A 15,392-nucleotide genomic window follows, 5' to 3' on the forward strand; every position below is an offset into this window, starting at 1 on the left:
CGTCGTGACGCAGGCCCTGACGCACCGGCTGACCCCGATGACCGGGCGCGACCCGCGCGAGTCGCACCGGGCCGCGACCCCGCTCGAGCTGCTCTACGACCTGACGTTCGTGATCGCCTTCGGGCTCGCGGCCGACGAGCTGGCTCACGCGCTCGCGGCGGACCACGTCGGGTCCGGGCTCGGCGGCTTCGCGTTCGCGATGTTCGCGGTGACGTGGGCGTGGATCCAGTACACCTGGTTCGCCAGCGCCTACGACACCGACGACTGGCTGTGCCGGCTGATGGTGATGGTCCAGATGATCGGCGTGCTGATCCTCGCGCTCGGGCTGCCCGCGCTGTTCTCCTCGCTCGAGCACGGCGAGCACTTCGACAACCGGGTGATGGTGCTGGGCTACGTCGTGATGCGCGTGCCGATGGTGGCGATGTGGCTGCGCGCCGCCCGGGCCGACCCGCCCCGGCGCAGGTCGCCGCTGGTCTACGTCGCCACGATCGTGGCCTCGCAGGTGATCTGGTGCTACATCGCACTCGCCGAGATGACGATCGAGCACACCTTGCTGGTGATGGTCGTGCCGCTCGTGGTCGAGCTCAGCGGTCCCGTCTTCGGCGAGCGCGTCGCCGCCGACCAGCGGATCCCGTGGCACCCCCACCACCTCGCCGAGCGCTACGGGCTGCTCGTCATCATCGCGCTGGGGGAGGGGCTGCTCGGCACCGTCGCCGCGCTCAGCGCGATCGTCGGGCCGGACGGGCCGGGCTGGAGCGGGGACGTGGCGATCCTCGGCGTGGCCGGAGTGGCTCTGATCTTCGGCATGTGGTGGATCTACTTCGTGCTGCCCAACGGTGAGCTGCTCGACCGCCACCCCGGTCGCGGGCTCGCGTGGGGCTACAGCCACTTCGTCGTGATGGCGGCCCTGGTCGCCGTCGGGGCCGGGCTCCACGTCGCCGCCTACTTCATCGAGCACCACAGCGAGCTCGACGCCGTCGCCACGCTGTGGACGGTGGTGGTGCCGCTGGCGGCGTACGTCATCGGCGTGCTCGTCCTCTACTCGATCCTCACGCTCACCTTCGATCCCTTCCACCTCGCGCTGCTGGTCGCGAGCGTGGCGGTCATGGCCGCCGGGGTCGTCATGGCGCAGGCAGGGCAGCCGCTCGAGTGGTGCCTGCTCGTCGTCGCGGCCACGCCGTGGGTGACGGTCATCGGCTACGAGACGATCGGCCACCGCCACGAAGAGGCCGTGCTGGCGCGCGACTAGGGTCGTGCCGTGCCATTCCGACGTGCCGCAGCCAGTCCGCCCGACGACGAGGCCGCGAAGAAGGCCGCGAAGAGGGCCGAGCGACGCCAGCGGCTGATGTCGCTCGACCTCACCGAGCTGGCCGTCGAGTTCGGCACCGACAAGTGGGGCGTGCACCGCTACACCCCGCACTACCAGCGGCACCTCGAGCACCTGCGCCGGGAGAAGTTCGTGCTCCTCGAGATCGGCATCGGCGGCTACACGCGCAAGCGGCGCAGCGGGGCGTCGCTGAAGATGTGGCGCTGGTTCTTCCCGAAGGCGCGGATCGTCGGCCTCGACATCGAGGACAAGTCGTTCCTCGACGGCGGGCACGTCGCGACGTACCTCGGCGACCAGACCGATCCCGGGATCCTGCAGCGCATCATCGAGGAGGAGGGCGCACCGCTGGTCGTGATCGACGACGGCAGCCACATCCCCGAGCACGTGCGCACCACGTTCGCCATCCTCTTCCCGCTGCTTCCCGACGGGGCGATCTACTGCATCGAGGACATCCAGACGTCCTACTGGCCGGCGTGGGGCGGTGCGCTCGACCCGCGGGCGCGCGGCACGTCGATGGACCTGGTGAAGGACCTCGTCGACGGGCTCAACCACGAGGAGCTGCTGGTCGAGGGCTACGAGTCGAGCTACACGGACCGGCACGTGACGGCGGTGCACTGCTACCACAACCTGGTCGTGATCGAGAAGGGCGACAACGTGGAGGGGAGCAACCGCGACACCGCGGCCCACACCTTCCACGGCAGCAACGACGACCCGGCAGCGTCCTCGTGACCGTCCTGCTGGTGACCAGCGCCGACTGGCCCGCCGGCGAGCCCGGCGCCGCCGCCCTGGATGCCGCCCTCGCGGACCGCGGCGTCGAGTCGCGCTGGGTGGTCTGGGACGACCCGGCGGTCGACTGGTCGGCGGCCGACCTCGTCGCGGTCCGCTCGACGTGGGACTACATGGCCCGCCCCTCCGACTTCCTGGCCTGGGCCGGGCGGCTCGACCAGGACCGGCTGCTCAACGGCGCCGACGTCTTCACCTGGAACCTCGACAAGGTCTACCTCACCGCCCTCGCGGGCGTCCCCGTCGTGCCGACCGTCGCTGCGGACGACGTCGCGTCCCTCTCGGCGGCGGTCGCCGGATTCGGTACGGCGGTCGTGAAGCCCCGCATCGGCGCGGGCGGCGCCGGGGTGCTCGTGGTCGACGACCCCGCCGACGAACGGCTGGGCCGCGACTTCGTCGACCACCCCGAGCTGCCGACGGCGCGCGGCCCGTGGATCGTGCAGCCGCTCGTCGAGTCCGTGCGGACCCGCGGCGAGACGTCCGTGTTCGTCCTCGGCGGCCGAGCCGTGTCGCAGGTCGACAAGCTGCCGGCCGACGGGGAGATCCGGGTGCACGAGCACTACGGAGGCGCCTCGACGCCCGTGCCCCTCGGGCCGGAGCTCGCGGAGCTGTCCGAGCGGGCCGTCGATGCGGCCGGCGCCCTCGGGGGGCGGCTCGACTACGCGCGCGTCGACCTGCTCCACCACGACGGCGCGTGGGCCGTCAGCGAGCTCGAGGTGACGGAGCCCGGGCTCTACCTCGACGTCCTCCCGGACAACGCGCAGCCCTTCGCCGACCTCGTCGCGGGCCGTCTCGAGTGACCCATTTGGACTAGTCCAAATGGCCGGATCGGGGGAGCCGACGGGGAAGTCCTCACCCCTAGCCTTCTTTCTTGGACGATTGGCATTCCGGACCGGGCCTCGATGGCCCCGTCCACACCGAGCAGAGGACACCCGTGAACGTTCGACGACGCGCGCGCAGCGAAGAGCGTGGAGCCGCTGCGGTCGAGTTCGCGCTGATCGCGATGCCGCTGATCCTGCTCATGTTCATGATCGTCGAGTCGGCCTTCCTCATGAAGGACTACGTCGCCGTCAACAGCGCCGTGCGCAACGGGGCCCGCACCGCGTCCGCCTCGGGCGGCGCCGGGCCGGGGACGTGCGAGGCCAGCGCCAACCCGCCGCCGTGCACGCCGGCCAACGCCCCCGCGTTCGCCCAGGGCGCCGCGGACGCGATCCAGACGACCGCGACCTCGCTCGACACCAACGACATCGACTGGCTGCTCATCTACAAGCCTGGCGCCAACGGCTATCCCGCCGGCCAGACGTCGCTGACGTGCGGCTCCAACTGCGTGAAGTACGTCTGGGACTCCGGACTCTCGAAGTTCCGCTACTCCAGCGGCAGCTGGGCGTCGGCCTCGATCAACGCCTGCCTCAACGACGCCGCTCGCGACAGCGTGGGCGTCGGCATGCAGGTCACGCACAAGATGGTCTCGGGCTTCTTCGGCGCCTCCAAGGCGATCCAGGAGCGCACGGTCATGCAGTTCGAGCCCCTCGAGTCCGACCGGTGCAAGCCGGGCACCCCCAACGCGCACCAGTGAGGCCCGCATGACCGCGACCCGATCCGCCCAGTCCCGCCGGCGCTACAGCAAGTCCGACGAGCGCGGCGCCGTCATGGTGCTCGGAGCCATCCTGTTCGCGTTCCTCGCGATCCCGCTGTGCGCCCTCGCGATCGACACCGCGCGCTGGTGGGTCGAGGCCGAGCACCTCCAGGCTGCGGCGGACGCGGCCTCGACGGCGGGCGTGACGTACATGCCCGATGACATCAACAGCGCCCGCTCGCGGGCGGTGGCCGTGGCCACCATCAACGGCTACACCGCTGGCTCGGGCACGACGGTGACCGTGACCCAGGGCGACAAGCCGACCCGCCTCAAGGTCACGATCAGCCAGTCGGTCGACAACTTCTTCGCCAACGCCTTCGGCATCGGCACCAGCACCATCACGCGCTCCGCAGTGGCCGACTACAACGGCCCTGCGCCCATGGGCAGCCCCTGCAACACCTTCGGCAACGAGCCACCCGGCACCACGGCCGCCGGGCCCACGGGCAGTCAGCTCCCCGGCAACATCCCGGCCGGTGCCAACTGCACGAGCAACCCCGACTTCTGGGCCTCGATCAACGGCCCCGACATCGCCAAGACCCAGGGTGAGCGGTTCGCCGCCCGGACGTGCGCCGGCAACGAGGACGGCTGCGACAGCGCCAACAAGAACACCGAGTTCGACCCGCTCGGCTACTTCTACGTCGTCCGCGTCGCCAATCCGGGCAGCCCGGTGACGATCCAGGTCTACGACCCCGCCTCGGTCCCCACCGGCCAGCAGTGCGAGTCACGTCCCAACTGGGGCACGTCGTCGAGCACCACGAACAACGCCAACGACTGGACGCCGGCCGACGCCAAGCTGCGCTACCCCAACCCCGCGTCGTACGCGTCCGGAACGACCAACCGCGAAGCCGCGACCGCCCTGTGCACGGGTGACAACGACATGCGCACCGGCAGCCAGACCGAGGCGCCCACCGTGACCTCCTTCGGCCTGCGCAACCCGACCGACACCCAGGTGCCGACCCAGGGCACCCCGATCACCTCCTGCGCGAAGCAGTACCGCGGGTACAAGGAGAGCGAGGTCACCACGGCCGCGCTCACGAGGGGCAACAGCAACTACAAGGACGGGCTCGCCAGCGTGTTCCACCAGTGGAACACCCTGTGCACCTTCACGCCGTCCGTGGCGGGCGACTACTACCTCCAGGTCCGCTCGAACGTGAAGTTCAGCGGCGCCGCGACCGACACCTCGACCAGCGGGAACAGCGCGATCTTCTCGCAGTCGGGCGACGACACGACCGTCAAGGGCACGGCCGTCAACTCCTTCGGCCTGCGGGCCTACTCCGGGACCGCGGGCAGCGTGTCCATCTCGGCCTGGAAGAGCATGCGGATCTTCGTGAACGGCGAGAACGCCCAGACCTCCTTCAACCTGGTGCGCGTGGTGCCGGCGGCGCAGGGCAAGACGCTCAACTTCGGGTTCTTCGACGTCGGTGAGGGCGCGACCAGCAGCGCCTCGATGAGGATCGTGCCGCCGGCCGACTCCAACATGTCCTCGGCCACCAACTGCAAGGCCTCCGGCTTCGTCACCTCCAACCTGCCCACCTGCTCGATGGCGATCAGCACGGCCTTCAACGGCAAGCAGCAGTACATGAAGGTGCCGATCCCCAACAACTACACCTGCACCTGGCAGTCCCAGGGCGGCTGCTGGTGGCGCGTCACCGTCGACTTCGGCGGTTCCAACGGGGTGCACGACGCCACCACCTGGACCGCTGAGATCCTCGGCGAACCGATCCGCCTCGTCGAGTAGGACGACGTTTGCACTCTCCGGGTGCGAGTGCTAAACATGACGCTGGCAGTCTCAACATGAGAGTGCCAATGCGAGACCGGTGACGCTGAGGTCTCACGCGCCGTCGGGAATGGTCCGTCGGAGACGCGGGGGTCGTCCGTCGCGGGCAGCCAGCCGGTCGTCCACCCTGACTCATGACGAAGGAAGTCTCACGAGTTATGCCCAAGCTGATTGCTTTCAATGAGGAAGCCCGCCGCGGCCTCGAGCGGGGTATGAACACCCTCGCCGACGCCGTGAAGGTGACCCTCGGTCCCAAGGGCCGCAACGTCGTGCTCGAGAAGAAGTGGGGCGCCCCCACGATCACCAACGACGGTGTGAGCATCGCCAAGGAGATCGAGCTCGAGGACCCCTACGAGAAGATCGGCGCCGAGCTGGTCAAGGAGGTCGCGAAGAAGACCGACGACGTCGCCGGTGACGGCACGACGACGGCCACCGTCCTCGCCCAGGCCATGGTCCGCGAGGGCCTGCGCAACGTCGCCGCGGGCGCCAACCCGATGGGCCTCAAGCGCGGCATCGAGGCGGCCGTCTCGGCGCTGTCCGAGCAACTGCTCTCCATGGCCAAGGAGGTCGAGACCCGCGAGCAGATCGCGGCCACCGCCACCATCTCCGCCGGTGGCGACACCACCGTCGGTGACGCCATCGCCGAGGCGATGGACAAGGTCGGCAAGGAAGGCGTCATCACCGTCGAGGAGTCGAACACCTTCGGCATCGACCTCGAGCTGACCGAGGGCATGCGCTTCGACAAGGGCTACATCTCGGCCTACTTCGCCACCGACCTGGAGCGGATGGAAGCGGTCCTCGAGGACCCCTACATCCTGATCGCCAACTCCAAGGTCTCCACGGTCAAGGACCTCCTCCCGCTGCTGGAGAAGGTCATGCAGTCCGGCAAGCCGCTGCTGATCATCGCCGAGGACGTCGACGGCGAGGCGCTGTCGACCCTGGTCGTGAACAAGATCAAGGGCACCTTCAAGTCGGTCGCCGTCAAGGCTCCCGGCTTCGGTGACCGCCGCAAGGCCATGCTGCAGGACATCGCCATCCTCACCGGTGGCCAGGTCATCTCCGAGGAGGTCGGCCTCAAGCTCGAGTCGGCCGGCATCGAGCTCCTCGGCCAGGCCCGCAAGGTCGTCATCACCAAGGACGAGACCACCATCGTCGAGGGCGCGGGCGACGCCAGCCAGATCGAGGGCCGGGTCAACCAGATCCGCGCCGAGATCGAGAAGTCCGACTCCGACTACGACCGCGAGAAGCTGCAGGAGCGCCTGGCCAAGCTGGCCGGCGGCGTTGCGGTGATCAAGGTCGGCGCGGCCACCGAGGTCGAGCTCAAGGAGCGCAAGCACCGCATCGAGGACGCCGTTCGCAACGCGAAGGCGGCCGTCGAGGAGGGCATCGTCGCCGGCGGTGGCGTCGCGCTGGTCCAGGCCGGCAACGAGGCCTTCGCCAAGCTCGAGCTCGAGGGTGACGAGGCCACCGGTGCCAACATCGTGCGCGTCGCCATCGAGGCCCCGCTCAAGCAGATCGCGGTCAACGCCGGTCTCGAGGGTGGCGTCGTCTCGGAGAAGGTCCGCAACCTGACGGCCGGTCACGGTCTCAACGCGGCCACCGGCGACTACGTCGACATGATCGCCGAGGGCATCATCGACCCGGCCAAGGTCACGCGCTCTGCCCTGCAGAACGCTGCCTCGATCGCGGCGCTGTTCCTCACCACCGAGGCCGTCGTGGCCGACAAGCCCGAGAAGGCGGCGCCCATGGGTGGCGGCGGCGATATGGGCGGCATGGGCGGCATGGACTTCTAGGAGTCCTCGAGCCCGCCTCGCGGCCTGCGACAAGTCGCAGTCCGCATCGGCGCTTCACAAACGATCTGGGTCGCGGCTCCGCCGCGGCCCAGATTCGTTCGTTCGGGCCTTCGTCCTCGGACGGGGGCCCTGCTGTCGTCCTCGGTCCGGCGGTCGCCGCGCAGGCACCTGATAGGAATCAGGGCATGCGACTGCCCGTCCCCGGACCCCGTGACCTGCTGGCCGTGCTGGAGAGGGGCTCCGAGCAGGTGGAGGCCCTCCTCGGCGCCGTGCCCCGCGTCCTCGCCCTGCTCGACCAGGCCGAGGCCCTGATGGTCCGGGCGTCGGCCGCCATCGACCAGGTCGAGGCGGTGACCCGCGACGCGGCCGGCGTCGTGGTCCGCACGAGCGGGGTCGTCGACCGCGCCGAGACCCAGGTGGGCCGCATCACCACCCTCCTCGACGACTTCGAGCCGTCGCTGGCCCGGCTCCAGCCGACCCTGGAGAAGCTGTCCGAGACCACCAACCCCGACGAGGTGGCGGCGCTCGTCCATCTCGTCGACCACCTGCCCGAGCTGAGCACCCGCCTGGAGGAGGACGTGCTGCCGATCATGACGACCCTCGGCACCGTGGCCCCCGACCTGCACGACCTGCTCGCCGTCTCGCGCGAGCTCAACGACATGCTGGCCAAGCTGCCCGGCCTCGGCCGGATCAAGCGCCGCATCGACGAGCAGCAGGGCGAGGACGGCACCACCGCGGCGGTGCGCGAGTGACCCGCGAGATGCAGGTCAGTGACAGCGTCGTGATCGACGAGGACGCCGGCACGCTCTGGGCGCAGGTCGCCGATCCCACCCAGATGCCGCGCTGGAGCGGCGAGAACACAGGGGCGAGGACGCCCGAGGCCGGCCGGCCCCTGACGCAGGGCGAGGTCTTCGACGGCACCAACCGTCGCGGCCGGGCGCGCTGGAGCACCGAGTGCGTCGTCACGGAGTCCGAGCCCGGGCGGCGGTTCGCCTTCGCCGTACGCAAGATCGGCGCAAGGACGCCGCTCCTCCCGGGCCGCATCGCGACCTGGACCTACGACTTCGAGCCGGTCGACGGAGGCACCCGCGTGACCGAGACGTGGGCCGACGGCCGCCGCGGCTGGCCCGACGTCGTGGCGGCCGCCTTCGACCGCACCGTCACGGGAGGGCGGCTCTTCGCCGACTTCCAGCGCCGCAACATCCGACGCACGCTCGCGGCGATGAAGGCCGACTTCGAGGGCGGGGACCGCACGACGTGACCGCCGGGCTGCTGCTGGCTGCCGGCGCGGGCCGGCGGATGGGCATGCCCAAGGCGCTGGTGCACGACGCCGACGGCACGTCCTGGCTGCGCAGGTCCGTCGAGGTGCTCCTCGACGGCGGCTGCACGCAGGTGCGCGTCGTCCTCGGGGCGCAGGCCGGGGAAGCGCGGGCGCTCCTGACCGGGACGGCCGCGACGGTCGTCGTCGCGGACGACTGGGCCGAGGGGATGGGCGCGAGCCTGCGCGCCGGCCTGGACGCCGCCGCGCACGACGGTGACGTGCTGGTGTCCCTCGTCGACCTCCCCGACGTGGGTGCCGACGTGATCGCGCGGGTGCTGGCGTGCGGAGCGACGCTGGCGCGAGCGACGTACGACGGCAGGCCCGGCCACCCCGTGCTCATCGGCCGTGACCACGTGGAGCCGTTGGCCGCGACCCTGCACGGCGACGTCGGCGCGAAGGCCTACCTCGAGGCCCAAGACACGCTCGGTGTCGAGTGCGGCGACCTCGCCACCGGACGCGACCGCGACCGGCGATGAGCGTCCCCCGGCTGCAGCCGCTGACCCGCGCCAAGCTGTCCGGGCAGGGCGAGGAGGGTGCGGCGTGGCACCGCGCGCTTCCGAGCGTGCTCGCCGAGCTGGCCGAGCAGTGGGACCTGACGCTGGGGCGGGCGTTGCCGGGCGGCAGCGCGTCGTACGTCTGCCGTGCGACCACCCGCGACGGCGAGGCCCGGGTGGTCAAGGTCGGGGCCCCCGGGCACCACCTCGTGGCCGAGGTCCGCGTCCTCCGGGCCGCCGGCGGGCGCGGCTACGTCCTCCTCCACGCCCACGACGCGGAGCGCGACGCGATCCTGGTCGAGGCCCTCGGCCGCTCGCTCGCCCAGACGCCCGACCCGCCCGAACGCGCCATCGGACTGGTCGCCGACACCCTGCGCGAGGCCTGGACGCTGCCCCTCGACGCGGTGCCGCCCGGCGAGGACAAGGCGGTCTCGCTGCACGCGCTCGTGCGCGACCTCGACGAGCGACTCGGGCACCCGACCGACCCCGCCGTGCTCCGGACCGCCCTCGACCACGCCGAGGCCCTGGCCGGTCACGACCCGGGCCACGACGTCGTCCTGCACGGTGACGCCCATCCCGGCAACACGCTGCCCGTCCTCGCTCCGCGCGGCGGGGCGCCCGTCGGCCACGTCTTCGTCGACCCGGACGGCTTCCGCGGCGACCCCGCCTACGACGCGGGCGTCGCGCTGCGCGACTGGTGCTCGCACCTGACCGGTCCCGGGGCGCGGGCGCGGCTCGAGGGCTGGTGCGACCTGGCGGCCGACCACACCGGTCTCGATCCGGCGCGGATCTGGGCGTGGGCGTTCCTCGAGCGCGTGTCCACCGGGCTCTACGTCATGTCCTTCGGCGCCGAGCGCGTGGGGAGGCCCTTCCTCGCCAGCGCCGAGCACCTCCTGCACGACCGGCACCGACCGTGGGCGTGACCAACGTCCGGCCAACGTCTCGCCCCGTAACCTGACCGACATGGACTCTGCTGCCGACGTTGCAGCGCGCCTCGGTGCGACCGGCTACCTCGCCGACGACGAGCTGGCGACGGTGCTCTTCCTGACCATGAGGATGCAGCGGCCCCTGCTCCTCGAGGGCGAGCCCGGCACCGGCAAGACTGCGCTGGCGGAGGCGCTCGCCGCGACGCTGGACGTCCCGCTGGTGCGGCTCCAGTGCTACGAGGGGATCGACGCCACCCAGGCGCTCTACGACTGGGACTTCCCGCGCCAGATCCTGCACCTGCGGGCGCTCGAGGCCGCCGGTTCGCAGGGGAGCGTCGAGGAGGCCGAGAAGAGCCTGTACGACGAGCGGTTCCTGCTCGCGCGTCCGGTGCTCGCCGCGCTCCAGCAGTCGCCTGCGGTGCTGCTCGTCGACGAGGTCGACCGGGCCGACGACGAGTTCGAGGCCTTCCTGCTGGAGGTGCTCTCGACCTGGCAGGTCACGATCCCCGAGCTCGGCACGGTGAGCGCCGCCACCCCGCCGTACGTCGTGCTCACGTCCAACCGCACCCGCGAGCTCCACGACGCGCTCAAGCGACGCTGCCTCTACCACTGGATCGACCACCCCGGCCTGGACCGTGAGGTGGCGATCCTGCGATCGCGTGCGCCCGAGGTGGCCGAGGCCCTCGCCCGCCAGGTCGTCGGGGTCGTGCAGCAGCTGCGCACCCGCGACGACCTCCTCAAGCCGCCCGGCGTCGCCGAGACACTCGACTGGGCCCGGGCGCTCCAGCACCTCGGCACGACCACGCTCGACCTCGAGACGGCCGCCGCCACGCTCGGCGCGCTGGTGAAGTACCGCGAGGACGCCGAACGGGTGAAGCAGGCGCTCGACCGGATGCTGACGTCATGAGCGACATGGACACCCTCGACCCGATGCCGGCGCTGGTCGGCTTCACCCGCGCGCTGAAGGCCGCCGGCGTCCCCGTGACGCCCGACCGCGCGCACGGGTTCGTCGAGGCGACGTCACTGGTCGGCCTCGACGACCGCCGAGTGACGTACTGGGCCGGTCGCGCCACCCTGTGCGCGAGCCCCGACGACCTCCTGCGCTACGACCAGGTCTTCGACGCGTGGTTCGACCCGCGCGGCGAGCTGCCCCGTCGCCGCGACACCGGACTGCCGATGCCCAAGCCGTCCACCCTCCCGAGCCTCGACGAGGCGGACGAGGGGACGGCCGAGGACGCCGACGACGTGCTGCGGGCGGCGGCCACCACCACCGACGTGCTGCGCCACCGCGACGTGGCGGGCCTCGACGCCGCCGAGCGCCAGCGACTCGCGGCGATGTTCGCCACCCTGCACCCGACCGCCCCCACCCGTCGCACCTCGCGGCACGAGCGCTGGCACCGCGGCCGCCTCGACGCCTCCCGCACGCTGCGCGACTCGCTGCGCCGGATGGGCGAGCCGGGGGACCTCGCCTGGCGGCGGCGTCGCGTCCGGCCGCGCCGGGTGGTGCTGCTGGTCGACGTCAGCGGCTCGATGAGTGCGTACGCCGATGCGCTGCTGCGCCTCGCCCACCGGGTCGTGTCCACGCAACCCCGCGCGGAGGTCTTCACCCTCGGGACGCGGCTCACCCACGTCACCCGCGCGCTCCGGCACCGCGACGGCGACCGCGCGATCGTCGCAGCGGGGGAGACGGTTCCCGACTGGTCGGGCGGCACCCGCCTGGGCGAGACGCTGCGGGTGTTCCTCGACCGGTGGGGACAGCGGGGGCTCGCCCGCGGCGCGGTCGTGGTCGTGTTCAGCGACGGCTGGGAACGCGGCGACGCGGCCCTGCTCGGCGAGCAGATGGCCCGGCTCCGGCGCATCGCGCACCGGGTCGTGTGGGTCAACCCGCACCGCGGCAAGCCCGGCTACGAGCCGGTCCAGCAGGGGATCGCGATCGCCCTGCCACACTGCGACGACTTCGTGGCCGGCCACTCCCTGGCCACCTTCGAGGAGCTGCTGGAGGTGGTCGGTCGTGCGTGAGGTGATGGACGAGCTGATGGCGTGGTGGTCGGCCGGCGAGACCGTGGGTGTCGGGACGGTGGTGGCGACCTTCCAGTCGGCGCCCCGCCCTCCCGGCGCCTCGATGCTGGTGGGCCCAGACGGCAGCGCGGTCGGCTCGGTCTCGGGCGGCTGCGTCGAGGGAGCGGTCTACGAGCTCGGCCAGTCCGTCGTCGAGTCCGGGGAGCCGGTGCTCGAGAGGTACGGCGTCTCCGACGACGACGCCTTCGCCGTCGGCCTGACCTGCGGCGGGATCCTCGACGTCTACGTCGAGAAGGTCTCCCGCGAGACGTTCCCCGAGCTTGGCGAGATCGCTGCCGACCTCGAGGCCGGTCGCGCGGTCGCCGTCGCCACCGTGGTCGAGCACCCCGACCCGGCGTGGCTGGGGCGGCGCCTGGTGCTCCGGCCCGAGGGCGTCTCGACCGGCTCGATCGGCTCGGCGCGCGCGGACGACGCCGTGCGGGACGACGCCCTCGGCCTCCTCGCCCACGGCCAGTCGGCGACCCTGTCCTACGGCCCCGACGGCGAGCGCCGCGGCGAGGGGATGCGCGTCTTCGTCTGGGCGTTCGCGCCCAAGCCGCGGATGCTCGTCTTCGGTGCCATCGACTTCGCCGCCGCCGTGGCCCGGGTCGGCACCTTCCTCGGCTACCACGTGACGGTGTGCGACGCCCGGCCCGTCTTCGCCACGACCAGCCGCTTCCCCGAGGCCGACGAGGTGGTCGTCGACTGGCCGCACCGCTACCTCACGGCCGAGGTCGAGGCCGGTCACCTCGACCGTCGCACGGTCGTCGCCGTGCTGACCCACGACCCCAAGTTCGACGTGCCGCTGCTCGAGGTCGCGCTGCGGCTGCCCGAGGAGTCGCGCCCGGCCTACGTCGGCGCGATGGGCTCGCGGCGCACCCACGACGACCGGATGGCCCGGCTCCGCGAGGTGGGCCTGACCGACGACGACCTCGCGCGGCTGTCCTCGCCCATCGGGCTCGACCTCGGCGCGCGCACTCCCGAAGAGACCGCGATCTCGATCGCGGCCGAGATCATCGCCGGTCGCTGGGGTGGCAGCGGCGAGCGCCTGGCCGGCACCGAGGGCCGGATCCACCACGACACGGCCTGATCCGACGTACCCCTCACTCGGGGGGTCCGTCCCCTCCGGACGGGCAGTTATCGCCGCGCGCCGAGCCACCTAGCGTCGAGACGACGACCGGAGGAGTGAGGCAATGGGCCAGTGGTTCGAGACAGTCAGTGAAGCGCAGCGGCGGGCGAAGAAGCGGCTGCCGTCGTCCGTCTACTCCGCGCTGCTCGCCGGCTCCGAGCGGGGCGTCTCCTACGACGACAACACCCGCGCTTTCGGCGAGCTCGGCCTGGCGCCGCACGTCGCGGGCCTGTCGGCCAAGCGCGACCTCGCGACCAGCGTGCTGGGCCAGGAGATCTCGATGCCGGTGGTCATCTCGCCGACCGGCGTGCAGGCCGTCCACCCCGACGGCGAGGTCGCCGTCGCCCGTGCGGCCGCGGCGAGGGGTACGGCGATGGGCCTGAGCTCCTTCGCCAGCAAACCGCTCTCCGACGTGGTCGCGGCCAACCCGCAGACGTTCTTCCAGACCTACTGGATGGGCGACCGTGACTCGATGCTGCGCCGGATGGACCGAGCCCGGGAGGCCGGTGCCGTCGGCCTGATCGCCACCCTCGACTGGTCGTTCTCGCACGGCCGCGACTGGGGCAGCCCGAAGATCCCGGAGAAGCTCGACGTGAAGGCGATGGCGCGGTTCGCCCCCGAGGTGCTGCGCCGGCCGCGCTGGCTCGCCGACTTCGCGCGCTCGGGCCGGCTCCCCGACCTGACCACGCCCAACCTGGCCGAGCCCGGCAGCCAGGCGCCCACGTTCTTCGGGGCGTACGGCGAGTGGATGATGACGCCGCCGCCCACGTGGGAGGACGTCGCCTGGCTCCGCGAGGAGTGGGGTGGGCCGTTCATGCTCAAGGGCATCTGCCGCGTCGACGACGCGCACCGCGCCCGGGACGCGGGTGTCACCGCGATCTCGGTCTCCAACCACGGCGGCAACAACCTCGACAGCACGCCGGCGCCGATCCGCGTGCTCCCGTCGATCGCGTCCGCGGTCGGTGACGACGTCGAGGTGCTCCTCGACTCCGGCATCCGGCGCGGCAGCGACGTCGTGAAGGCCGTCGCCCTCGGTGCCCGGGCCGTGATGATCGGCCGCGCCTACCTCTGGGGACTCGCTGCCGGTGGCCAGCCAGGCGTGGAGAACGTCCTCGACATCCTGCGCGGCGGCATCGACTCGGCGCTGCTCGGGCTGGGCCACTCCTCGATCCACGACCTGACCCCGGACGACGTGGTCGTGCCGGACGGGTTCACCCGCACCCTGGGCGTGGCCCGGAGCTGAGCCGGTCGTGACCCAGCCCCGCGTCGCCCTCGTGACCGGTGCCGCTCGTGGCATCGGCGCTGCCACCGTGCGAGCGCTCGTGGCGGCGGGTTGTCGCGTGGTCGCCGTCGATGCCTGTCTCGGCGAGGACCACGGACTGGCCGGGGTCGAGCACCCCCTGGCCACCCGCGCCGACCTCGACGCGGTGGCGGACGGATCGGGCGACTCGGTCGTGCCCGTCGTCGCCGACGTGCGTGACCGCGAGGCGCTCGCCGAGGCGGCGGCGCTCGCGGTCGAGCGCTGGGGGCGGCTGGACGTCGCGGTCGCCGGCGCGGCCGTGATGGCGGGTGGCCGCCCGCTGTGGGAGACGACCGAGGCCGAGCTCGCCTCGGTCTGGTCCGTGGACACGCTCGGGGTGTGGAGCACGGCGGCGGTCGCCGTACCCCACATGCTGGCGGGCCCCGACCCGTCCGGGTGCCGGGTCGTGGCCGTCGCGTCGACGGCGGCGAGCCGCGGGCTGTTCCACCTCGCGGGCTACACGATGGCCAAGCACGCGGTCGTCGGGCTGGTGCGCGGGCTGGCCGCCGACCTGGTCGGGACGGGGGTGACCGCGGTGGCCGTGTCGCCCGGCGCCACCCGCACCCCGATGCTCGACGCGACCGCACGGCTCTACGGGCTCGCGGACCCCTCCGAGCTCACGGCGCACCAGCTGTCGCGCCGGGTCCACGAGCCGGAGGAGGTGGCCGCGACGATCGCGCACTGCTGCTCGGTGGCCGGCGGGCTGCTCAACGGGTCGGTGGTCGAGGTGGGTGGCGGGTCGGGGTAGCGCAGGTGGTTGTCCCTCTCCGAACGGAGAGGTCCGCCCCCGCACACAGACCGGGTGCACGGACCCCGCCGACCCCTAGGGTGAGGATCGCTCGGGGGGT

15 protein-coding genes are annotated in these 15,392 nt (G+C 72.1%); all 15 read left to right on the forward strand.

All coding sequences use genetic code 11. From position 1 onward, the window contains the following. Positions 1-4 precede the first annotated feature (4 nt). Positions 5-1,249, forward strand: a complete 1,245-nt coding sequence (locus C7S10_RS05890; RefSeq protein WP_243395234.1) for a low temperature requirement protein A — start codon at positions 5-7, stop codon at positions 1,247-1,249. A gap of 9 nt (positions 1,250-1,258) precedes the next feature. Further along, positions 1,259-2,056, forward strand: a complete 798-nt coding sequence (locus tag C7S10_RS05895) for a methyltransferase (RefSeq protein WP_108343496.1) — start codon at positions 1,259-1,261, stop codon at positions 2,054-2,056. Then, complete coding sequence (locus C7S10_RS05900) at positions 2,053-2,910, forward strand: ATP-grasp domain-containing protein (protein ID WP_108343497.1); 858 nt, start codon at positions 2,053-2,055, stop codon at positions 2,908-2,910. The genes C7S10_RS05895 and C7S10_RS05900 overlap by 4 nt, the downstream gene beginning before the upstream one ends. Before the next feature lie 134 nt (positions 2,911-3,044). Further along, complete coding sequence (locus C7S10_RS05905) at positions 3,045-3,686, forward strand: TadE/TadG family type IV pilus assembly protein (RefSeq protein WP_108343498.1); 642 nt, start codon at positions 3,045-3,047, stop codon at positions 3,684-3,686. A gap of 7 nt (positions 3,687-3,693) precedes the next feature. After that, positions 3,694-5,484 carry a pilus assembly protein TadG-related protein gene (locus C7S10_RS05910; protein ID WP_108343499.1) on the forward strand — a complete coding sequence of 597 codons (1,791 nt, stop codon included), beginning with the start codon at positions 3,694-3,696 and terminating at the stop codon, positions 5,482-5,484. Between the two features lie 197 nt (positions 5,485-5,681). Next, positions 5,682-7,316, forward strand: a complete 1,635-nt coding sequence (gene groL / locus C7S10_RS05915; protein WP_108343500.1) for a chaperonin GroEL — start codon at positions 5,682-5,684, stop codon at positions 7,314-7,316. Between the two features lie 185 nt (positions 7,317-7,501). Next, positions 7,502-8,068: a hypothetical protein gene (locus tag C7S10_RS05920; protein WP_108343501.1), complete on the forward strand. Its 567-nt coding sequence runs from the start codon at positions 7,502-7,504 to the stop codon at positions 8,066-8,068. Next, a complete protein-coding gene (locus tag C7S10_RS05925) occupies positions 8,065-8,577 on the forward strand; it encodes an SRPBCC family protein (RefSeq protein ID WP_108343502.1) in 513 nt (170 codons plus the stop codon). The genes C7S10_RS05920 and C7S10_RS05925 overlap by 4 nt, the downstream gene beginning before the upstream one ends. Next, positions 8,574-9,113, forward strand: coding sequence for a nucleotidyltransferase family protein (locus tag C7S10_RS05930; protein ID WP_108343503.1), 540 nt, complete (start codon positions 8,574-8,576; stop codon positions 9,111-9,113). Before C7S10_RS05925 ends, C7S10_RS05930 begins: the two co-directional genes overlap by 4 nt. Next, entirely contained in the window at positions 9,110-10,054 is a 945-nt protein-coding gene (locus tag C7S10_RS05935) for an aminoglycoside phosphotransferase family protein (RefSeq protein WP_108343504.1), read from the forward strand. Before C7S10_RS05930 ends, C7S10_RS05935 begins: the two co-directional genes overlap by 4 nt. A 40-nt stretch (positions 10,055-10,094) precedes the next feature. Beyond that, positions 10,095-10,964 (forward strand): AAA family ATPase, encoded by an 870-nt coding sequence (locus tag C7S10_RS05940; RefSeq protein WP_108343505.1) that lies wholly within the window; start codon positions 10,095-10,097, stop codon positions 10,962-10,964. Continuing rightward, positions 10,961-12,076, forward strand: coding sequence for a vWA domain-containing protein (locus C7S10_RS05945; RefSeq protein WP_108343506.1), 1,116 nt, complete (start codon positions 10,961-10,963; stop codon positions 12,074-12,076). Before C7S10_RS05940 ends, C7S10_RS05945 begins: the two co-directional genes overlap by 4 nt. Continuing rightward, on the forward strand, positions 12,069-13,205 hold the full coding sequence (locus C7S10_RS05950; protein ID WP_108343507.1) for an XdhC family protein: 1,137 nt from the start codon (positions 12,069-12,071) through the stop codon (positions 13,203-13,205). The genes C7S10_RS05945 and C7S10_RS05950 overlap by 8 nt, the downstream gene beginning before the upstream one ends. Before the next feature lie 103 nt (positions 13,206-13,308). Beyond that, complete coding sequence (gene mftD / locus C7S10_RS05955) at positions 13,309-14,487, forward strand: pre-mycofactocin synthase MftD (protein WP_108343508.1); 1,179 nt, start codon at positions 13,309-13,311, stop codon at positions 14,485-14,487. Between the two features lie 7 nt (positions 14,488-14,494). Beyond that, positions 14,495-15,292 carry a mycofactocin-coupled SDR family oxidoreductase gene (locus C7S10_RS05960; protein WP_108343509.1) on the forward strand — a complete coding sequence of 266 codons (798 nt, stop codon included), beginning with the start codon at positions 14,495-14,497 and terminating at the stop codon, positions 15,290-15,292. Positions 15,293-15,392: the final 100 nt, after the last annotated feature.

It is taken from the genome of Nocardioides currus (genome assembly GCF_003057875.1).
Taxonomy (GTDB): domain Bacteria; phylum Actinomycetota; class Actinomycetes; order Propionibacteriales; family Nocardioidaceae; genus Nocardioides; species Nocardioides currus.